Origin of the sequence: Bacillus cereus group sp. BfR-BA-01441, assembly GCF_022663075.1 — a bacterium.
Lineage (GTDB): Bacteria > Bacillota > Bacilli > Bacillales > Bacillaceae_G > Bacillus_A > Bacillus_A cereus.
Genome location: NZ_JAKUEU010000016.1, coordinates 16,552 through 38,027, shown reverse-complemented (window position 1 = coordinate 38,027; position 21,476 = coordinate 16,552). Strand labels below are relative to the sequence as shown.

Below are 21,476 nucleotides of genomic sequence, written 5' to 3'. Positions count from 1 at the left end.
TGTATTCTATGTTTTTCGTTAATCTGAACTCGATGAATCTCTTTCTTGGCAGGATAAAGATGTTGTTGGTGCTTTAGAGGTGAAATTAGGATTTACCATTGATGTAAAGGTAACTGTGAATGGAGCACCACAATACAAAGTACATAACAGCAAGGATAAAAGATACTATGTATCAGCAATTGAAGCCTATTTATATGTAAAGTAAGAGGTACAAAAGGGCATCCACTTAAATGATACTTTTTAATTTAAATCAACAAAAGAGACCGCAAATGTTAGGTCTCTTTTGTTGATCATTCTCCATATGTAACTTTCTCTTCACTTACTCCAAGCTAGATAACATGGTTCATTGAAATATTCAACCTTAAAGAAGGCTTGTTCTTCAAAAAATTCATTTCTTGCCCTCAGAATCTAGCAAAGTAGCTATTCAATAAATTTTTTCTCTGAATCCAAAAATTTATAAAACCTATTTAACAAATCTTCCTTCGTAGTTGGGGTATCTTGGGGCATATAAGTAATAAAACTTGTCATATCTTCAGGATAATCATGTCTATCATAAAACTCTGCAATTCTATTTAATAGTTCATCCTCATCAGTAATCTTTTCTTTTAACTTAGATAAGTAAACGAATCTGAGTTTACTTATCTCATTCTGTAATTCTTCACTATTTTCTTCTAGATTAGGAAAGTGGAAATCTTTAATTTCAAACAAAATTTTATCTAAATCACTAGAATCTATTCCCCAAGCTAGTTCATTAACAAAAGCTTCATCATCACCGGCTTCCATTAGTTCCACCGCATAATCAGAAATGACATTCGGTTCGAAATATTTTTTATTTACACCGGCATAAATAGTTTTCCAATCATACTTAAGACCTTTGTTCTTAAAATCTATTAAATCCATATAATTCTCCTTTTACTTTTTTGGAACTTGATTTGGTTTCCCTGTAACAGTACCATTTTCAATAAATCTTCTATGACTTACATTTCCATTTGGTTCAACAATCCACTCAAAGACGCCTTTTTTACCACCATTGCTTCCTTCGATTTGGAAGAATATTCTACTAATGCGATCTCCTCCCACTTGAACCATCTTAATTTTATTGTGTTGTTATTATACAAGAAAAGAAGACATCGCTTAAGATGTCTTCTTTTACTTGTACACTTGGTGTTAAGAAGGTATTTATTGCTTAAAAACCATAAAAAAATATAACAATCATCGAGTAAACCTATTATAGCATCAATAAATAGAGTTTTTATATGCATTTTTACATATATATAGATTTATTTATGTTTTATCTATATAGTTAAATTGTCTGTTTCTTGTTTTAATTCGTTTGTTTATTTTGAGTGCTCCAGCAATGGAGCCTTTTTTTATGCAATAAAACATTTTCTTAGCATTACTTAGTTGATCTATATTAACTTTACCCTCTTAAATTATATCTATATTTTACCAAATAATTATATAGATAACCAGTTTTTTCTAATAATCTAGTGAATTGATAATTTTAATGTTAGTTGTTAATACCCATAGAAAAATTCATTATGCAATGAAAATTGAGAAATCAAGAATTATAAAAAACTTATAGTATCTTTTGTAAAAGTATATTTATAATTTGTATATTAATATGTTATAATTTAATTTCTAAAACTACCAAAAAAGGACTGCCAGTAATGGTGGTCTTTTTTAAACTGGTGAGATTGTACTAGGTTGAGCAAAAAAATGGAACCGAAAAAATTATTTCTAATGAAGATAGCCTTCTTATGATGAAGTTTCATTCAGTGGATCTGCAAGCAAACATAAAAGAAGGAAAAAATTACGATTTTACTTTACGTGGATATAGAGTACCTATACTTTCATGGTTTCCAAATTTAGATGGTGCCGAACCACAAAATTAGCACTATTCTTTAATAAAAAATCCTACTCATTTTTTAATGGATAGGATTTTTTATTAAAGAGCTATTTCGTATTAATTTATGCCATCATTTAATATGCTATTTTTAAATGTTTTCCAAATTTGATAACTTATTATCTAAATTTCTAAATTCTATACAGCACTATCAATTAAACAATTATTAAATATATCTTCTATCTAAAACATCGTATTATCATTAGCTGCTTCACTTGGAATCTCTTGAATTACATCCCAGTGTTCGACAATCTTTCCATCCTTGATACGAAATATATCCACTATAGCAACTCCCTTATCTTGAGAATTAGTACGAGAATGTACATGAAGAGCAACTGTATCCCCTTCAGCTACTACACGTTTAATCTCTGCAGAGGAATTAGGATTTTTAACAAAATCATCCTTAAAGAAATCCATGAAGGCTTTTCGTCCATCAGCAACAAAAGGATTATGTTGCTTATAATCTTCGCTAACATATTTAGGGATAATATCGATATTATGTTTGTTAAAAACTTCATTATAGAAATCAACTACCATCTTTTTATTCTTTTCATTTTCTTTCACTTCTTTTGATACAGAAGTGACATTTTCGCTCTTTATTGAGTTACCTTTGTTATTACCGGTGGAAGCTTGAAATATCAAAGTCGATACAATTCCTAAAATAAACACAGAAATAATTGTTATGATTAAACTTTTCTCTAATTTCATATATACCTACCTCTTCTACTTAAATAAGTTCTCTTCTATAAAAAGCTTGAAGAAGGAGAAACCTTCCCCAAAATGTAATGTCAGGGGTAATGTTAGGAATTTCATTTATCCTAACCTCCCCCTATACAAGGCATATTAAAAACGATTAATTCTAACTTAATACCTCATTAACAGTTGCACTGTCCACAATTTGAATAAACTTCTTAACCTTATCGTTCTCATCAAACTTATAAAGGTGACAAAAATCTGCTATGAACGATTTCCCTGTAGCTTTATATGTTCCACTATATTTTCCATACACGATAACAGTATTGTTATTAAAAGCGTAAATTTCATCTTTAGCGCTATAGTCATCCCATTCTGTGCCAAGACGTTCATGTACGTTTTTCACTACTTCATCTGGACCTATATAAGTACCTGCATATGGAAACCCAGCAGCTTCTGTCCAAGATACATTTTCACTTAAATACGTTTTGAACGCATCCAATTTCCCTTCGCCAGTTAACACATACGTTTCATGTAATAGTTTTTGATATTTATTCATATCATTAACCCCAAGGCATTTCTTTTGTTACAACTTTTGCGCTTAATTCTAATACACCTTTATTTGCATAGCCTGGATATGCTGCTTCAAGTTTTGCCACAAAATCTTTTGAAGTTCCACTTTCCTCAGAAGCTTGAACCGCATTTCTTAGATAATCCATTGTCGCAGTAAGTGCTTGATTATTTAGGGATTTTTCGATTGATCCATGGCTAGGTACAATTATGTCAGCATGTAATGCTTGTAATACTTTCAAGTTCTCAATCCACGCCTCCATAGCCGCTTTTGAGCTAGTATCCGCTAAGAATACATGTATTTCGTTAAAGACATCAATACCACCAATTAATACTTTTAGTTCTTTATTAAATAGGCTAGTTCTGTAATGATCTAAGCCTACTAGTTCAAATGTTAACCCCTGAAAATCAATCGCTTTTTCTTTAAACACTTGAGGTAATATCACGTTATTTGGTGCATTTTCTCCAAGGATGTCTTTCCAAACTTTTAATTTCCCTAAGACAGAATGAACGATATGTTCAACAGTAGACTCTGTTGCATACGCTATAGCTTCTGGGTAAACGGCTTTAATGCTCTCTAATCCAAAGTAGTAGTCTGGATCCCCATGAATAATAAAGATTTTATCTAAAGATAAGTCATTTTTTTTCAGATACTCAACAATTTCTTTCGAATCAGATTGAGTAAATTTTGAGTTTATTAAAAATGCATGTCCTGCTTTCTCAACTAATGTTGCTGTGACCATAAAGCTTTTTTCGTCCGAACTAAACACCGTTAATTTCACATCTTTTTGATTTGTATCGATTGTTTTAAACATAGTATGTTATTCTCCTTTTGTTAAAGTTATGAACTAATTATCATATTTTTATCTTGTTCCGATAAAGTGAAACTTTAATCAGTGGGGGTTTTGTTCATCCCCCACTGATTATTAGCCCACACCAATCGGACTTTTACGGACAGTTGATCCCCCACCTAACTTCTTTGCTTCCACTGAATTTTGAGGTGGGGGGCTTACTACCCGTTAAAGCGGGATAAAATCTCCCACTCCCATTTATCTGAAAGTGTAATAGTACTGGCGAATATTCCGGAGATAAATGTTAGGTGCCCTAAGATAACATGTTTGCTACTATATCCTAAATTTTCTTAATATAAATTTTTAAAACGTGCTTCAATTTTATCCGGCGTCATTACGCCACCACCAATAGGAATAATTTGATTATCCTTTTGTAAAAGTAAGGAAGGATAGCTATTAACACCAAGCTGTCGAACTTTATTGAAATCATTTTGGACATCTATTATTGTTTCTTGAGCGTTTAAACGTTCTAATACTTGTTCAGGGTCCAAACCATGCTCGATTGCAATTTTACGATATGTTTCAGGATCACTCAGACTTTGGCCCTCATAATAAAACGCTTTTTGCATAGCCGAAGTGAATTCTAATAAACGGTCTGGCGCTAATGAGCGTAAAGCTGAAAAACCAATTGCAGCATCTTTCGAATTCATTTTAAAAGTCCCTTCCTCCACCAATTTTTGATAGGAAGGACCAAATTCAGCACCTGTAAGTTGATTAATTCTTTTATTTCCTTCTTCTATATATGAAAAGTTTTTCATTGGTAAATTATCTAAAAATAACCCTCCACATAAAACCGTTAATGGCACTTCAGTGTGTTTTTTGTAAAATCCTTTAATACTTTCTGAAAAACCATAGCACCATCCACAATATGCATCCCATACGTAAATAAGATTATCTTGTTTCGTCTCCATTTAAATCTCCTACCTTTTTTTTATTATCCAGCTCAACTAAATTTTTGGTTTATATAGGTACATCTTTTTATACCTTATTCTTTTTTAGATACCTTACTATATTTCCCCAAAACTAATATTTCCAAAGAAAGATCCACCAAGGTTTTTAACAAAAGATAACGTTTCACCTTATTGCCCCGTAACAGAAAATACTAAAGCTTAGAATATGCATCGATTTGAATGTGTTAGTAACTTTCTACACCGGGTGGCAACGTATGGACCACCATCCTTAATTAAATATATAAATCATATTTTTAGCAGATATTAGTTGTAACTAAATTGATTACATCTTTATGTAACTATTTTAGTTACAACTAATATAGAAGTCAATTCTTTTTTTCGAAAACATTAAATTTCTACATTATAACGAAATTCTGTGTTAACTTGTAAAAAAAAAAGAGGAGCCATCTCCTCTTCATAAATAAACACTATTTAATTTGTTCCTTATACTCATGGTTAACAACTACATACCACTTTCCTGTATCAAATTTTTCTTTATTAATCACGTAAACTTTATTTTGTCTCTTTACCTCCCCTGGTTTTAATTCCTTAGTAATACTAGAGGTCTCACCTTTTTCAACCGCATAACTACTAGCTGCTAACACATCACTTTGATAAGCATTATCATTTTCATCCACTAAATCCACTGATGGTAAAACGGCTAATTTCATCGGTTCGTTTGTGATATTTTTCCCTTCTGCTTCTACAACAATAAAGACATGTCCATCTTCAGGTTTTTGGAATCCTATACTCTCTTTACCAACCTTATCTCTTTCTACAACTCTTTTTACAGTTACATCAAATTTAGGTGTATGAAAATCCTTGTTTACAGCATACTCTTTTTCTTTTATTTTTGATTTCTCTTTTGTTTGTTCTGTATTTTTCTGCTTTGTATTCTCTTTCGTTTTCGCCTCATCAGTTGTTTGCACTTTCTTTTCTTCTTGTTTAGAATTGGTTTCTTTAGATTCTGAAGAAGTTTTGTCGGATGTATTGCCGCAACCAGATAAATTGAATACTAAAGCGCCACCTAAAATACATGTAGTAAATTTTTTCAACATCTCTTTTTATCCCCCAATAACACGATATGTAAATTTCTTACTTATCATAGCAAAAAATATGATCTTAAATTGTTGTATCTTGTCGAATGATTAAGAATAATCAAGTTACTCCACGTCCTCTTTTATTATAAAGGTAAATATAACGTCTATAAAACCTGCTATAATAGGTTTTTACACCCTTAGCATACAATTTTTCACTTTCGGTAATGTGCCCCCTATTTGAAAGGTAATTGAAATATTAAGACCAACTGATAGAGGTGTTTATGTGGAATTATTTGAGTATTATAAAAAAAAGGGAAAGTTGAAGTGTTTAATTGGAACTGGGCTTTTTCTTTATGGATTAATTGGTATGTATAATACTTGGGGTAATATTAATTGGGGACCAGTAATCTTAATTATTATAGCTTCTCTTGTATTTTTTAGTATTGGATTTTGGCAATTAAGAAAAGGAAATTTACTAGAAAAAAATATAATTAAAAATGATTTAACATTTTGGGATATTGATACTTATGTTTTGTTAGAATTACCCGGCAATAATAAACATTTAGGTTTATATACTCCTGATGGAAGATATGTAGCAGGAACAAAGATGATTTCTTCAACATTACCTATTTTAAAAAATAAAGAAGTTTTTGGATTGGAAGCAAGTGATGGAGAAATCCTTGCATATTTTCAAAGTGAAGTTGAAAATTATGATTGGGCTATTTATGATTCGAATTATAATTGTGTAGGTATGTTTAAAGAAAATATGATACAAGGATTTGGAATGGTACGTGGTTCTTTGATGAATGAAAAAGAGATAAAAATTTCTGAGATAGAAGTGGAATTTGATTTTTTCGAAACGTCTTTTCGTACAATGGATGATCGTATATTAATAAACTGCAAGAGGGGATATATGCCTTTAGAATGGAGTGAAAGATTTGGCTTAAATGTACCGATTATTAGATTAGGTAATAATATTTCTAATGCTGAAAAAATATTTGGTTTAGGTATTCTTCTTTATATTTTAGAAACAATTAAAGTAAGAAAAAGTAGGATTTTTAATGATTAGAATTAAATATTTATATTATAAAATTTATTGAATCTTTTATTAGGGATTACATCGCTGAAAGTAAAATATTGTATACTTCGGAATTACTTTACGTTCACTTCTTGGAATTGATGAGCATTTGTTATGCTAGAACCAACTGGAAATGGAAACGGCAAGCGAGTATACTCCGCTTGCCGTTTTTTCATAGCTTCGTATGTATTTGAATTCCTTTCGCTTTCTCTTCTTCACCCTTCACACGTACAATTAAATCATATGATCCGGATTTTGGCGCTTCAAAAGAAAGCAAACCTTCTTTTTGAGAAGTGACTTCTTCTTCATAAATGACCTTATCATCTTTTGTGACTTGCAATAAAATCGTACCTTCTTCAACTGCTGCCTCATAAGGAATTTCCACATTTCCTTTTTCAGCTTTAAGCGTTTGTACATCGTAATACCCCTGCAAAGAACCAATTGTTAAAGTCGTTTCGCCATTTTTTTGAACCTTTGTGACTTTTGTTGCTGTATTACATGCGCTTAACAATACAACAAGAGTGAAAATGAGAAATGAACGAAGCAATTTCATAGAGAGTCCCCCTTCCATTAAATATATTAAGGATAAAATATACAATCTAACATATCATTACAATTATAGTTGAAAAATAAGGAAAATTATATAACAGGAAATGCAACTATAAACAATCACTGACCATTAGTCTACAACCAATCCCACACCCCAGCACAAAAGAAAAAAGCACCAGGTCCCCCCTAGTGCTCTCCCTCTAAAACAAATGACAAGCCACTTCATGCCCTTTCGCAATCTCAACCATCTTCGGTACTTCCTGTGCGCATTTTTCAGTGGCGAATTTGCAGCGCGTTCTAAATTTGCAGCCGGACGGTGAGTTGAGCGGGCTTGGAACTTCCCCCTCTAGGATGATCCGTTCTTTGCCTGTGTTTGTTGGATCTAGTTCTGGCATAGATGAGAGTAGTGCTTGTGTGTATGGATGTGCCGGTTTTGTGTATAAGTCTTCGCTGTCGGCAATTTCTACTATGTTTCCTAAGTACATGACTCCGATTCGATCTGATATGTGTCTTACCATCGATAGGTCATGTGCGATGAATAAATATGTGACGCCTGTTTCTTCTTGAATGTCTTGCAGCATGTTTACGACTTGCGCTTGGACTGAGACATCTAGTGCTGAGATTGGTTCGTCACATAGGATAAAGTCTGGTTTTACAGATAGTGCGCGCGCGATGCTAATGCGCTGGCGCTGGCCCCCGCTAAATTCGTGCGGGTAGCGATATAAATGTTCTTCTTTTAGGCCTACCTTTTTAAGCAGGTCTAATATGATTTCTTTTTGTTCTTCTTTTTCATAAGATCCATGAATGTTCATTGGCTCACTAATAATTTGGAATACGTTCATTGCCGGGTTTAATGATGCGTATGGATCTTGGAAAATGATTTGCATTCTTTTTCGATATTCTTTTAGTTCACTTTCCTTTAAACTTGCGATATCTTTTCCGTCGAATAAAACGTTACCTGAAGTGACGTCGTGTAAACGAATGATGCTTCTTCCTGTCGTTGATTTTCCGCAGCCAGATTCTCCTACTAACCCGAATGTTTCACCTTTTTTAATTGTAAAGCTTAAGTCATCGACTGCTTTTAATTGCTCTGTTTTTCTACCGAATAGTCCTTTTTTAATAGGAAAATACTTTTTTAAGTTCCGAACTTCAATTAAGTTTTCTTCATGCATGGGAATCACCTACCGCCCTATCATTTAACCAGCACATGGAACGCCTTCCGTCTCCGATTTCAAAATATGGCGGACGTTCTTTTTCACAAATGTCCATCGCATGCGGGCAACGCTCTGCGAATGGGCAACCTTGTGGTGGATTTAATAAGTTTGGCGTTACACCTTGAATAGGAGCGAGTCTTTCTTTTACGCCGTTCGATATTTTTGGCAGAGAGTTTAATAGCCCTTTCGTATATGGATGATTCGGCGATTGGAAAATATCAAGTACAGGTCCTTCTTCCATAATAAGCCCGCCGTACATAACGATGACGCGCGTACAGTTTTGCGCGACAATTCCTAAGTCATGCGTAATAAGAAGTAACGCCATATTCGTTTCGTTCTTTAAGTTTTTCATTAAATCTAGTATTTGCGCCTGTATCGTTACATCAAGTGCAGTCGTCGGTTCGTCAGCAATAAGAAGGTCTGGGTTACAAGACATCGCCATTGCGATCATAACCCGCTGCTTCATACCACCGCTTAGTTCATGCGGATATTGTTTTACCCTTTCTTCTGGTGACGAAAGACCGACTTGTTTTAACAAGTTAATCGCGATCTGCTCTGCTTCTTTCTTTTTCACTTTTTGATGACGTATAATTATTTCCATCATTTGTTTCCCAATTTTCACGACCGGATTTAGCGCTGACATTGGGTCTTGAGAGATAAGTGAAATTTGATTTCCTCTAATAGAACGTAATTCTTTTTCAGATTTAGAAAGTATGTTTTCATTATGAAAAAAGATTTCCCCTTCTTTCACTTTTCCTGGTGACGTAACGAGAGACATAACAGACTTCGCCATTACACTCTTCCCGCTTCCAGATTCCCCAACGATACCGACTACTTCTCCTTTATTTAAGCGAAATGTAACGCCGCGAACTGCTTCAACTTCGCCACTTTCTATGAAAAAAGAAGTCTTTAAATTTTTCACTTCTAGTAGTTTTTCAGACACGCTTCTCACTCCTTTCACTTAATACTTTAGTTTTCATGTCCAGCTCCTTTTGGTGCGAAAGCTTTCTTCAATGCTTCACCAATTACGTTAAAACTAAGTACCGTTAAAAGGATAAGGAATCCTGGGAAGAGCGTTAAATACCAAGCTTCACCAATATATCCTTGCGCATTGTTTAGCATGCTGCCCCAAGAAGAATCTGGTTCTCTAATACCTAAACCTAGGAAACTAAGTGATGATTCCATTAAAATCGATGTCGCAATTGTTAATGTCGCGGCGATAATAATGGTTGATACAATGTTAGGAATGATATGTCTTACAATAATCATAAGTGATTTTTGTCCTGATACTTTTGCGTATAAAACGTACTCACGCTCTTTTACAGATAACGTTTCTGCCCTTACGATACGGGCGGTGTCCATCCATGTTAGTAATCCGATAATAAGAACTAACGTCGTAATTCCTGGTTTTAAATACGCATTTAATAGTAGCATTAAAAAGAATGATGGAATTGACATAAGCACTTCAACAACTCGCATTAAAAAGTTGTCTAACTTTCCGCCAAAATACCCGCTAATTGTTCCAACTGCAGTACCGATTGTAATAGAAACAACCATCGCAAGGAAACCGACCGCAAGTGAAACTCGTCCGCCATATAACGCTCTCGTTAAGTAATCCCTTCCGTAATCATCCGTTCCGAAAGGATGACTCATACTCGGTTCTTGTAAGCGATCTGGAATCGACATTTTGCTAGGATCGTACGGCGACACGAATGCGAAAATTGATGCGACCGTTAAAATCGCAAGTATAATAACTCCCATTGCAACAAACTTATTTTTCGTAAAGCTATGTTTTATCGTTTGAAATCTCCTATTATTCATTCCAAATCACCCCCTCATTCGAATGCGCGGATCTACTACGCCATATAAAATATCAGCAATTAAGTTACCGAGAATTAACATGAATGATGATAGTAATGTAATTGCCATGATAATCGGATAATCAAATCTAAAAATAGCATTTACCCCAAGTGAACCAAGACCCGGCCATGAAAATACTGTTTCCGTAATAAACGCTCCGCCTACTAAACTTGGAATCGATAATCCGAAAATTGTAATGATCGGTATTAATACATTTCGAAGTACGTGATTAAATAACACTGTTTTCTTTGAAGCGCCGTACGCATATTGAATTTGTACATATTCTTCTTCTAATTGCTGAATCGTACTTGAACGAATATATCTCATATAAACAGATACGTTTTGGAACGCTAACACCATGCAAGGTAAAATGCCGTGTTGCACAATATCCCAGACAGAGTCTTTACCTACTGTGCGCATACCCATACTCGGAAGTAGGTTCAATTTTAAAGAGAATAAGTAGACTAATAGTAGTGCAAACCAGAAAACCGGCATAGAAATACCAACGTATGAAATAAAGTTTACAATGCGGTCAAAGAATGAATTCTTTTTCACACCTGTAAATAGTCCAAGCGGTATTGCGATTACGAATGAGACGAGTAAAGATGATCCCATTAATCCAATTGTTGCAGGTAATCTTTCTGTGATAAGTTCCAAAACAGGACGATGATTTTGAAGTGAGTAACCAAAGTTTCCTGTTAAAATGTTTTTTAACCATAAAAAATACTGCACGTAAATTGGTTGATCTAGTCCTAAACTTTTGCGAATACGCTCCACATCAATTGGATTCATGTTTGGCGTTACAAAGTTTCGAACCGGATCCCCCGGTGCTAGTTTTATTAATAGAAAAGAAATAATAGAAATAACAAATAAAAGCGGAATTGCATTTAAAAGCCTCTTCGCAATTACTTTATACACAAACTTCCCCCCTCAAGCTAAAGAAGCTGATTTCCACCAGCTTCTTTATTGTTTCTTATTTCACTTCATAAATCTTAGATAGATCTTCAAACATTGTGACAGGAATTGCTTTCGCTTCTTTTAATCCATCAAACTTTTTATCTACTGCAATAACTGCTTTCGGATACGCGATTGGTAGATAAGGTACGTCTTCTCTCGCTGTCTCTTGAATTTTATGGTATAGCTCTGCACGTTTTGTTTTATCTGTTTCAACTGCAGCTTCTTCCCATAACTTATCGAAATCAGCGTTTTTATATCGTGCATAATTGTATTCAGCATTACTTAGGAATAAGCTCTTATATGAATCTGGCTCAGGTCCCATTATGTAACCACCAAATGTAATGTCATATTCTTTATTCTCTTTATCTAAGCCTTTTTCACTTGCTGCACTAGCATCTAATGCATTTAGTTCAACTTCTAAGCCAACTTCTTTTAATTTTTGTTGTGTATAAAGCGCTAAGCTTTCCATGATTTTGTTATTCGTTACATACATCACACGTACTTTTTCTTTATCTTTCACGCCAGCTTTTGCTAATAAATCTTTCGCTTCTTTTTTATCATACTTATAGTCTTTAATATCTTTCGCATAATACATAGCGTCTGGCGTTAAGATTGAATTTGCTGGTTCTGCAAATTCACCCGAAACGAATGCTGAGTTAATCATTTCTTTTTTATCTAACGCATGCGCAATTGCTTGGCGCACTTCTTTTTTCTTCATCAAATCTGTATTCATGTTATAAGATAAGTAGAATAATCTACCTTCAGGGAATGTCACCATTGAGAAGTTCCCAGTGCTATCCAATTTCTTAAAGTCTTGCGGCTCAATCATCTTCATGTTGATTTGACCATTTTGCAGTGAAACATTTGCTGTATTACGGTCTTTTACAACTCGGTATACGATAGAGTCTAATTTAGCTTTCCCACCTACATAATCATCGAATCGATCTAATGCAACGTACTCATCTGATTTATATTCTTTAAACTTAAACGGACCTGACCCTACAGGCTGTAAGTTTTTCTTACTCTTCGCTAAATCTGCTTCCCCTTCAAATACATGTTTCGGAATTGGGAAGAAATCATTCATCACACCTTCAAAAGATGCACTTACTTGTGGTAAAACGAATTGAGTTGTTAACTCATCTACCTTTTTCACCTCAAGCGGCTTTCCTTTAAAAATAAAGTTTTCACGACTTGAGCTATTTTGCTTCTCATCTAAAATAGATTGGAATGTAAATGCTATATCGTCTGATGTAATTTTCTTACCATCATGCCATTTCAAATTATCTTTTAATTTCAATGTCCACGTTAATTGATCTTCTGAAGGCGTAAAGCTCTCAGCAAGAACAAACTTTTTCTTACCATCTTCCATATGATATAGCGGCGCATATAAAGCTTGCTGCACAGTTAATGACACACGATCATTCGCATAAAGCGGATTCATCGTATCTGGATTATCGCTAACACCAATCGTTAACGTTCCTCCATCTTTCGGAGTCCCTGATTTACTAGTGCCCGCTTGCTTTGAAGAATCTTTTTCCCCAGAACAAGCCGCTAATGCAATAAGTAGTATTAGAACAAATGGTAATGCAAATAACTTCTGTTTCATCTTTCGGCCCCCTCAAACTAGTTATACCCATAAGAAAACTCGGAATTAATCCCGAGTTTTCTTATAAGTTTTAAATTACCACTACCTGTATGTAAAGTCAAACTTTTTTGTAAATGTGGAAAGTTTGAAATCTACTAATACATTCTTGCCATAAAATATATTTATAAGGAGGATTAAAAAAGAAAACCACGAATAGGTTACCTCGTAAAATGAGTTAAAAAACTAGTAGCTTACAAAAAAACTCTAAAATGATTGTTATATATGACCGAAAATGTAGAATGAAATTAAAGACAAAAAACACATTTAGGAGGTTATCATGACATTTGATGAATTGAAAAAAAGACCACCAAAAGGCAGTCTCAAAACTCAATCTTATTCCCTACTCCTTGCTCCAACGCTTTCTCATACAAATACTTCGCAACGATAATATCTACTACCGCCAAACCAACTGATTTGAAAATAGTAATCTCTTCATCATTTTCGCGCCCAGCTTTTTCTCCGCTTATAATTTGACCAAGTTCAGCGTGAATGGCGTTTGCTTTGAATAGACCTTCTTTTATCGGAACTTGAAGGTCTCCTGTTTCGTCTAGTGCTGCTTCTTTTGATTCGACTACTACTTTGTTTGCTTTCGCTATGGCATGTGAGGGTAGTTCTTGCATGCTTGGTCTGAATGAGCCGACGGCGTTTACGTGGACGCCTTTTTGTAGTGTTTCTGAGAAGACTGGTGTGGTTGCGTTCGTAGTTGTGACGATGATGTCTGCTTCACGTATTGCTTCATTTGAATCTCTGTAGACGTAAGCTGGTTTGCCTAATTTCTCTTGTATATATTGCGCAAATGCATATGCTTTTTCTTCTGTGCGATTGTATAAAATGAATTTTTCGATATCTCTAACCGCAAATATTGCTTCGGCCATTCCCTTCGCTTGTTCACCCGTTCCGATAATGCATAAAGTTTTTGCGTTATGACGAGCTAAATATTTTGTCGCTACTCCTGATAAGGCGCCTGTTCGGATCATCGTTAAGTACGATCCTTCTAAAAGTGCGAGCGGTTCTCCCGTTTGAAAGTCTAATAGCATCACAATCCCGTTGATCGTTTTCTTTCCTATCTGTTTATTTTGCGGGACTACCGTTACTATTTTTACTCCAAGTGCCTCAAGTCCTTCCGCTACTGAAGGCATAATTAATGCCGTATTTTGCTCGTTCGCAAATGGTAATGAGCCTCTTATTGGTGTAATCGTTCTTTCTGCGGAAAATTCTTTTAAAGCAAGCGCCGCGTATTCAATAACTTCATTCATATTTACTAAGTTTCTTTGTTCGTTCGCGCTTATAACTAGCATATCTTTCCACCTCCTCCTTCTATCCCGTATTAACGGGCAGTAAGACTCCCATCTAAAAATTCGGTTGGACAAAGAAGTTACACGGGAGATCAACTGCCCGTAAAAACCCGATTGGTTCAACTAATAATCAGTGGGGAACCCCTCCACTGATTAAAGTTTCACTTTATCCTAACAAAAATCCCCGTTTCAAATCATCTCTCGGATCTACAACGAACTGATGAAACCCTGTAATAAATGCATGCCCCGTTACTTTCGGAACGACAGCTTCATATGTACCTACCGCTGTTACGGATAATACTTCTCCCTGGAATTTCCCGTCAGTGATGCATTCATGAATGAATGTTTCTCCTTTTTGCAAGGCAGCTTTTTCAAAAAGAGTTGCGATTCTCGCAGAAGTTCCTGTACCGCAAGGAGAACGGTCTACTTGCCCATCAGCAAAAATCGTTACATTTCGTAGCGTAGCACCTTTGTCTTTCGGTTCATCTGAAAAAATAACGCCGTATATTCCTTTTAAACCTTCTTCAAGTGGATGCTTCACTTCCATTTTGCTCTCTATATAATGTTTAATTTTACCTCCCCACGTTTGAATAGCAGGCAAGTCTTTAAAATCAACTTTCAGACCAAATTCTTTACAGTCTACTACAGAGTAAAATGCTCCTCCAAACGCGATATCTACTTGAAATTCATAGTTATCTATTCTAATAGGAACGTCTTTTTTGTATACAAAGGAAGGAACATTTTCAAATGATACAGATTCTACTTCACTCCCGTTATATGTTGCATACGCAATAACTTCTCCGGCTGGGCTATCAATAATGAACTTTTGTTTTTCACCCTTTACTTCAAACATGCCTGTTTCAATTCCGACTGTAATAACGGCGATAATGCCGTGACCACACATCGTACTCCAGCCTTCATTGTGCATAAACAATACGCCAAAATCAGCGTGAGCACTTGCAGGCGGGGTAATAATACAACCATACATCCCGTGATGCCCCCTCGGTTCATACATCAGAACTTCACGAAGGTAATCCAAATGTTCCATGCAGTAGGCGCGTCTTTCCAGCTGCGTTTCTCCTTTTATTTCTGGCACACCACCCGTAATAATTCGAAGCGGCTCCCCAGCTACGTGTGCATCAATCGTTGTATATATTTTACTAACCTTCATTTCAATCTCTCCCCTATACGTTGATACTATTTCCAACGCAAGTATCATGCCAAAGCGTATAGCATTACTTTTTTCAAATCCCCTCAGCAATGTGTATTCTTTTTTCAACAAATTCATATACAACTGTCTACTTTTTTATACACGGCTTGGACGTTACGTTATAAAACACCTCGATAACTTTGCAATTTCACTGGTACACACATGCAAAATTCCTTTTACCATTATTATTTTCAATGTAAAGTTACTTCGTCCCCCAACATATACTGTTCAAAAGCAAAAAGGAAGTGATCCCATGTATTACGGAACAAAGGGCTGGTACGTAGCTGAACTAAAAAAATTAGGCGTACGCTATCATGAAGGACGAAAATTAGAAAGTTACCGCGGACACGTATTACGCAATTTATTAATCGCACAACAAGAAAAATTAAAAGAACAGTAATAGATTCTCCTATCACAATATCAACTTATCGCCGCCTACAAACTGCCAATCAATCACACATCAAACTACACTAAAAAGGTCACCCAAACGGGTGACCTTCCTTTCTTATTCACAAACAAGAATTTGTCTAGTAAATGACCCTTTTCTGGTAATACAGCGATCTGTAATTTCAAATCCTGCTTCATGGATCATGTCGTCCATTGTCTCCATCGTTACAACGACTACCTTTTTAGCGATGCGGCGCGCACTTGAAAGAATGGAGAGCTGGTCTTCTGGTGTGGCATGCGTAAATAAGTCGTACGGCATATCGATAATGGCAACGTCATAGTTCTCAGTAATTTCCTCGATCGGACCTTTTGTTACTGTTCCTTCAAATCCGAAATGTGCGATATTTTTTCTCGTTCCAAGAACTACAAGTGGATTTATATCTCTACCAACGATGTTAATCCCCATAGAAAGTGCTTCTACTACTACTGTTCCAATACCGCAGCACGGGTCAATTGCTCGTACTCCCTCTGGATTTGGTACAGCGATATTTGCAACTGATCTCGCAACACGTGTGCTAAGAGATGTCGAATAACTATGCGGTTTTTTTATGTGATGATACCAAACTGGTTCGCTTTCTACATAGTGCCCGAAGTACCAGCGTCCTCCAAGAGGAACAATCCCGAATACACGCTCTGGATTACGAACATCCGCTTCTCCTTCAATATGCATGCCGAGGTCTCGTTCAATAAGACGTCTTTCTCCATATTCAATTTTATTCTCTCCAACAAGGTCATTAATTTTAACGAAGATGACTTTGAACGTCGCTCCTGCCAAGTCAATTTGTTCCACTTGTTTTAAGATACTTTCTAAGTCGTCTCCTTCATACATAACTTCAATTCGCTCTTTCATAAACGCACTTCTACTCGGGTCAATTTTGACATCACTTTTTAAAATATTAACGTGGGACTCCATTCCAAAGAACGAGCGCATTTCCAAGTAACATAAAGCACGCTCCTCCTCACGAAATGCATACGTATATATACAGGCAGGTGTTTTTCTATAATTATTCAATCTATTATCATCCTCTATCGTTTAAAATTGTTATGATTACAATTACTCAAATACTTTTCTTTTGTATATAAAATTAAATGATATCATATGCCGGAAATAAAGAGAAACGTTAATAAATAAAAGAGACTGCCAATGGCAATCTCTTATTATTTATTAACGGAAAGAAGACACGTTGTTACCCATTTCTTCATAGTAATCTAAAATACCTTGATAAATAGCTTCCGCTGCACTTTGTCTCTGCGCTGGTGTAGCTATTTTATCTGCATCACTTTTATTATCTACAAATGCTAATTCTGCTAATACAGCTGGCATTGTATTTTCTCTAATTACGTATAAATCGCCTTTTTTCACACCACGATCTTTTGTCCCCAGTGCATCTACAAGACGCTCTTGAATTTTTTCTGCTAATAAACGACTTTCTGATACGTTAGGATTTGTTCCTCTTGCTGTCGCTGATTCATAGTAGAATGTTTCTGTACCTTGTCCATTTTTCTTTTCCGTACCATTACCATGAATACTTACAAAAATATCCCCATTATTTTTTTGAGCAAATTCTACACGTTTCTTTAAAGAATCCGGACCACTTGTTCCTGGACGTGTATCATCTGTACGAGTGAATAACACAGTAAATGGTGTCTTTTTCTCAAATATTTTCTGTAATCGCAATGATACATCTAATACAGTTTCACTTTCTTTCTCATAATAACCTGGATTACCTGAATCAACTCCACCATGACCTGGATCAATGATAATCGCTTTTCCTTCTAAGAAGTTACCTTGCTTCACTGGATTTAATTGATTTTTATTAACCCATTGGAAACCAGCGCCCATGCGGATACGAATCCAACTGCCGCTCTCTTCAATAACAGTTACTTGCTGTGCGTTATGTGTTCCCATTACTTTTGACGAAGAAGAAGCTTCTGCATAAGTAGTGAATCCTTCATTAATAACTTCTGTTTTCTCTACTAAAGGTGTCCATTTATCACCGTTACTTGTTGCAATTTTGATCCATCCATCTCGTTCTTCTTTAATTTCTACCGTTTGTGGATTATGCTGATTCGCACTAATCCCAGAACTTAATGATGGTGCGTGATATGTAATGAATTTTCTATCTATGTACATTTTCTTAGTTTTTACTGGACGATCACTATTCTTGCTAAATTTATCTGTTTGCGCAGTAAGCTGAGCTGCTTGTTCACGCGTAATAGAATCATTCGGTTTCCAGCCATTCTCTGTACCTAAAGAAAGTTTTAATTCTACTAAAATATTAACTTCTTCTTTACCCCAATGATTCTCTAAATCAGCGAATTTTGTAGGAACTGGTCCTGTTACTTTGCTTTTCAGATTATATGCTCTTACAAGCATAGCTGCCATTTCAGCACGAGTTACTTTTCCTTCAGGATCAAATACTCCTGGTTCTCGCCCTTTAATAATATTCTCTTTTTCCATGGCTGCAATAAATGAAGCTGCCCAATTATTTTTTGCATCATTATAAGACGGCTTTGCATTCGGATCTACTTTAGCACCAATTGCTGTTGCGATAATCTTTGCTGCCTGGGCACGTGTTAAATTTCCGTATGGCATAAAGTTACCATCTGGCATACCGTTAATTACATTTCTCTCTACTAAATAATAAATTGCGTCTTTCGACCACGCACTATCTGAAACATCAGGAAATTTCTTCGTTTCTGCTAAACTACTAATTGGATGTGCTAGTAAATTTGCTGCTAATAAACCTGCGGCTATTGCTTTGTACTTCATGAAAAATAAATCTCCTCTCAAAACTTCATATTCATACATTTTTTTAATCAAGCTAACTAAAAAATATTAACTATTAATTAATTCCTTTCATAGTGTATAACATTATATATCTATAGTAAATACGTTTCCGGCCTTATAACAAAAATCGCATATATATAACTTATAATGAATGTATATAAAATAAAACTTTAATCAGCCCACAAATAGCGGGATAAAAAAACGATTAGGACATGTCTCCTAATCGCTTCGCCAAATAAAAAGCTGATTAAAAATAATATTTTTAATCAGCTCTCTATTATCTATGAAATTATTCTTCAATTAAATTAGACATTACATATGCATACACTAATGCTTCTGTATGTGCAATAGAACTTTCATGTGTACGTTCAAATGCGTGAGAAGAATCAATACCTGCTCCAATTAAAGCGTGTTTCACATCAAATCCCGCGCGAATCGCAGCTGATGCATCAGATCCGTAGTATGGATAAATATCTACTTTATATTCAATATGATTCGTTTTCGCAAGCTCTACTAAATGTTTACGCAGTGCGTAATGATACGGGCCGCTAGAGTCTTTTGCACAAATAGATACTGTATATTCATCAGATGTTTGTCCATCACCTAACGCTCCCATATCAACTGCTAAGTATTCAACAGTTTCTTCTGGAATGTTAGAGTTACCACCGTATCCAATCTCTTCATTATTAGAAATTAAGAAATGCGTCGTATATGGTAATGTTACGTTTTCATCTTGTAATCTTTTAATTAATTTTAATAAAATCGCAACACTTACTTTGTCATCTAAATGACGTGATTTTATGTATCCACTCTCTGTAATTTGAACGCGCGGATCAAATGAAACGAAGTCTCCTACTTCAATTCCTAATTCGCGTACTTCATCAGCTGAAAATACGCGCTCATCAATACGAACTTCAATATTTTTCTCATCGCGTTTTGCTTCACCTGCATCTTTATATACATGTACAGATGTTTGATGCATTAAAATCGTTCCTGTATATGTCTTGCCACTTGCTGTTTCAATTTCGCAATATTCCCCTTCTACAGAGTTCCAGCGAAATCCACCAATCATAGAAAGACTCAGGCGACCATCAGGCTTAATTTCTTTCACCATCGCACCTAACGTATCAACGTGTGCCGTTAATAAACGGTGCTGCGCATCATTCTTCCCTTTTACCGTTAAAATAAGAGCTCCCTTATTATTACGTTTCGTTTCTACGTTCCACTCACTGACATAGTTTTCAATGAAATTAATAATTTTTGCTGTATTTCCAGATGGACTCGGAATAGAGACAAGCTCCTTAATCAGTTCCATCGTTTCTTTCGTATGATGTGCCATTGTCGTTTCCTCCTCATTTTCTCTACTATTCAGTATACAAAATTCGCCAGAAAACCTCTACTTATATAGCTTAATTTTCTAAATTGTAGTAAAATTCTTTTTAGTATACAAAAGGAGTCCTGAAATATGAATATATCAAAAAAACATATACACATTGCACTCATTTGGTTTTTAGCATCATTATTTTGTTTACAAATCTCTTATGCCATTCATACTACTACTTCTATTACAATCGGCTGGATATTAACAGCTATCTTCTTCATTATTAGCTTCATTGCAACAAGAAAGCATAGCGTTACTCAGTAACGCTATGCTTTTCCTATAAAACTATTCTTCTGAAACATCTAATAAATAAATCCCTCTTTCAAATCCACCGCGTTCTATCTCTTTTTGCTTACGAAGGCGTTCCACATCTTCAATCGATGCACCTTCTGCACGTGCTAATGAAATGATAACCTCTAGCGCATCTGCAAGAGAATCTAGTGCATGTTCGCGTTCTTTCATAGAAGCAAATTCACGAATTTCTTCCGTTCCAATTTTCGCTAAAGCTTGTATGTATGCTTGACCTGTTAATTTTTGTGCTGTATACGTTTTTCCAGACATTAAAATCTTCTCTGGAACACGATCTCTTACTAACTTGTTATATGCTGACATCATTCATCCTCCTATATTTAATAACATCCGAGCTCTGCTTTATAGAAAAACCATTTTTTCTTCACGCATGCACTTAACATATCAATTCCTGATCCATGTGCTCTTACATGTGGAAAGAAATAGTGCTCTAAGTCTTCGTCCTTACCATATAGAGTTTGATACTCATCTGGAATCGCTTCTTTTTTCACATCTTTTTCTTTCGTCACCCCGTCAGAAAATGCAACACTTGGATGTCCCTCAAAAAATAACGCAGTCCGAACTGCCAAAGATGGTGTACTATGCAAAGCAGAATATGTAAGCAAAATAATAGTGATAACACCGATCATTTTCTTCATGTATTACTCCTAAAAAAAAGTGCTAACACAATTATACTAAAATGTGTTAGCACTTTCTCCCCTTTATCCCGAATTAACGAGCTAATAATCAG

At 35.2% G+C, this 21,476-nt stretch carries 23 protein-coding genes and 1 pseudogene; 4 read left to right on the top strand and 20 right to left on the bottom strand.

Going from position 1 to position 21,476, the window contains the following annotated elements:
- Positions 1-34 precede the first annotated feature (34 nt).
- Positions 35-205: pseudogene (locus MR107_RS31685) on the top strand (N-acetylmuramoyl-L-alanine amidase); the annotation flags it as partial.
- 215 nt (positions 206-420) lie between these two features.
- Here the strand turns inward: MR107_RS31685 and MR107_RS09445 are convergent.
- The 7 genes from MR107_RS09445 to MR107_RS09415 form a co-directional block, all read right to left on the bottom strand.
- On the bottom strand, positions 421-900 hold the full coding sequence (locus MR107_RS09445) for a DUF2247 family protein (protein ID WP_242292296.1): 480 nt from the start codon (positions 898-900) through the stop codon (positions 421-423).
- Between the two features lie 12 nt (positions 901-912).
- Positions 913-1,080: a hypothetical protein gene (locus tag MR107_RS09440; protein ID WP_242292295.1), complete on the bottom strand. Its 168-nt coding sequence runs from the start codon at positions 1,078-1,080 to the stop codon at positions 913-915.
- A gap of 1,009 nt (positions 1,081-2,089) precedes the next feature.
- Positions 2,090-2,614, bottom strand: a complete 525-nt coding sequence (locus MR107_RS09435; protein WP_242292294.1) for a nuclear transport factor 2 family protein — start codon at positions 2,612-2,614, stop codon at positions 2,090-2,092.
- Between the two features lie 151 nt (positions 2,615-2,765).
- Positions 2,766-3,158 carry a nuclear transport factor 2 family protein gene (locus MR107_RS09430; RefSeq protein WP_001046359.1) on the bottom strand — a complete coding sequence of 131 codons (393 nt, stop codon included), beginning with the start codon at positions 3,156-3,158 and terminating at the stop codon, positions 2,766-2,768.
- A 4-nt stretch (positions 3,159-3,162) separates the two neighbouring features.
- A complete protein-coding gene (locus MR107_RS09425) occupies positions 3,163-3,984 on the bottom strand; it encodes an MBL fold metallo-hydrolase (protein WP_242292293.1) in 822 nt (273 codons plus the stop codon).
- 326 nt (positions 3,985-4,310) lie between these two features.
- Positions 4,311-4,931 carry a DsbA family protein gene (locus MR107_RS09420; protein ID WP_017656894.1) on the bottom strand — a complete coding sequence of 207 codons (621 nt, stop codon included), beginning with the start codon at positions 4,929-4,931 and terminating at the stop codon, positions 4,311-4,313.
- A 467-nt stretch (positions 4,932-5,398) separates the two neighbouring features.
- Positions 5,399-6,028, bottom strand: a complete 630-nt coding sequence (locus tag MR107_RS09415) for a DUF4352 domain-containing protein (RefSeq protein WP_048538044.1) — start codon at positions 6,026-6,028, stop codon at positions 5,399-5,401.
- A 265-nt stretch (positions 6,029-6,293) separates the two neighbouring features.
- On the opposite strand from MR107_RS09415, the gene MR107_RS09410 reads away from it, so the two are divergent.
- The gene (locus MR107_RS09410; RefSeq protein WP_071740892.1) at positions 6,294-7,079 is read left to right on the top strand and encodes an ABC transporter ATP-binding protein; all 786 of its coding nucleotides are present in this window, start codon (positions 6,294-6,296) and stop codon (positions 7,077-7,079) included.
- Between the two features lie 181 nt (positions 7,080-7,260).
- Here MR107_RS09410 and MR107_RS09405 read toward each other — a convergent pair whose 3' ends face one another.
- From MR107_RS09405 to MR107_RS09370, 8 genes are all read right to left on the bottom strand, one after another.
- A complete protein-coding gene (locus tag MR107_RS09405; RefSeq protein WP_000771854.1) occupies positions 7,261-7,641 on the bottom strand; it encodes a BA_1872 family lipoprotein in 381 nt (126 codons plus the stop codon).
- A 196-nt stretch (positions 7,642-7,837) separates the two neighbouring features.
- The gene (locus MR107_RS09400; protein WP_000544123.1) at positions 7,838-8,809 is read right to left on the bottom strand and encodes an ABC transporter ATP-binding protein; all 972 of its coding nucleotides are present in this window, start codon (positions 8,807-8,809) and stop codon (positions 7,838-7,840) included.
- Complete coding sequence (locus MR107_RS09395; protein WP_242292292.1) at positions 8,802-9,794, bottom strand: ABC transporter ATP-binding protein; 993 nt, start codon at positions 9,792-9,794, stop codon at positions 8,802-8,804. The genes MR107_RS09400 and MR107_RS09395 overlap by 8 nt, the downstream gene beginning before the upstream one ends.
- A 26-nt stretch (positions 9,795-9,820) precedes the next feature.
- Positions 9,821-10,672 carry an ABC transporter permease gene (locus MR107_RS09390; RefSeq protein ID WP_242292291.1) on the bottom strand — a complete coding sequence of 284 codons (852 nt, stop codon included), beginning with the start codon at positions 10,670-10,672 and terminating at the stop codon, positions 9,821-9,823.
- A 6-nt stretch (positions 10,673-10,678) separates the two neighbouring features.
- Positions 10,679-11,629: an ABC transporter permease gene (locus MR107_RS09385; protein ID WP_106822993.1), complete on the bottom strand. Its 951-nt coding sequence runs from the start codon at positions 11,627-11,629 to the stop codon at positions 10,679-10,681.
- Positions 11,630-11,684: 55 nt separating this feature from the next.
- A complete protein-coding gene (locus tag MR107_RS09380) occupies positions 11,685-13,274 on the bottom strand; it encodes an ABC transporter substrate-binding protein (RefSeq protein ID WP_000810663.1) in 1,590 nt (529 codons plus the stop codon).
- 359 nt (positions 13,275-13,633) lie between these two features.
- A complete protein-coding gene (locus tag MR107_RS09375; RefSeq protein ID WP_074554173.1) occupies positions 13,634-14,611 on the bottom strand; it encodes an ornithine cyclodeaminase family protein in 978 nt (325 codons plus the stop codon).
- Between the two features lie 163 nt (positions 14,612-14,774).
- A complete protein-coding gene (locus tag MR107_RS09370; RefSeq protein ID WP_242292290.1) occupies positions 14,775-15,779 on the bottom strand; it encodes a proline racemase family protein in 1,005 nt (334 codons plus the stop codon).
- Between the two features lie 208 nt (positions 15,780-15,987).
- Here MR107_RS09370 and MR107_RS09365 point away from each other — a divergent pair, with 208 nt between their 5' ends.
- Positions 15,988-16,218 carry a YflJ family protein gene (locus tag MR107_RS09365; protein WP_130055420.1) on the top strand — a complete coding sequence of 77 codons (231 nt, stop codon included), beginning with the start codon at positions 15,988-15,990 and terminating at the stop codon, positions 16,216-16,218.
- A 105-nt stretch (positions 16,219-16,323) separates the two neighbouring features.
- Here MR107_RS09365 and MR107_RS09360 read toward each other — a convergent pair whose 3' ends face one another.
- The 3 genes from MR107_RS09360 to MR107_RS09350 form a co-directional block, all read right to left on the bottom strand.
- The gene (locus tag MR107_RS09360) at positions 16,324-17,277 is read right to left on the bottom strand and encodes a TRM11 family SAM-dependent methyltransferase (protein ID WP_242292289.1); all 954 of its coding nucleotides are present in this window, start codon (positions 17,275-17,277) and stop codon (positions 16,324-16,326) included.
- Positions 17,278-17,430: 153 nt separating this feature from the next.
- Positions 17,431-19,038: an N-acetylmuramoyl-L-alanine amidase gene (locus MR107_RS09355; RefSeq protein WP_242292288.1), complete on the bottom strand. Its 1,608-nt coding sequence runs from the start codon at positions 19,036-19,038 to the stop codon at positions 17,431-17,433.
- A 307-nt stretch (positions 19,039-19,345) separates the two neighbouring features.
- Positions 19,346-20,395, bottom strand: coding sequence for a M42 family metallopeptidase (locus tag MR107_RS09350; RefSeq protein ID WP_053565141.1), 1,050 nt, complete (start codon positions 20,393-20,395; stop codon positions 19,346-19,348).
- Positions 20,396-20,521: 126 nt separating this feature from the next.
- On the opposite strand from MR107_RS09350, the gene MR107_RS09345 reads away from it, so the two are divergent.
- A complete protein-coding gene (locus tag MR107_RS09345; RefSeq protein ID WP_242292287.1) occupies positions 20,522-20,701 on the top strand; it encodes a hypothetical protein in 180 nt (59 codons plus the stop codon).
- 21 nt (positions 20,702-20,722) lie between these two features.
- Here MR107_RS09345 and MR107_RS09340 read toward each other — a convergent pair whose 3' ends face one another.
- Positions 20,723-21,049: a nucleoside triphosphate pyrophosphohydrolase gene (locus MR107_RS09340; RefSeq protein WP_001277350.1), complete on the bottom strand. Its 327-nt coding sequence runs from the start codon at positions 21,047-21,049 to the stop codon at positions 20,723-20,725.
- A gap of 17 nt (positions 21,050-21,066) precedes the next feature.
- Positions 21,067-21,384 carry a hypothetical protein gene (locus tag MR107_RS09335; protein ID WP_000738198.1) on the bottom strand — a complete coding sequence of 106 codons (318 nt, stop codon included), beginning with the start codon at positions 21,382-21,384 and terminating at the stop codon, positions 21,067-21,069.
- Positions 21,385-21,476 lie beyond the last annotated feature (92 nt).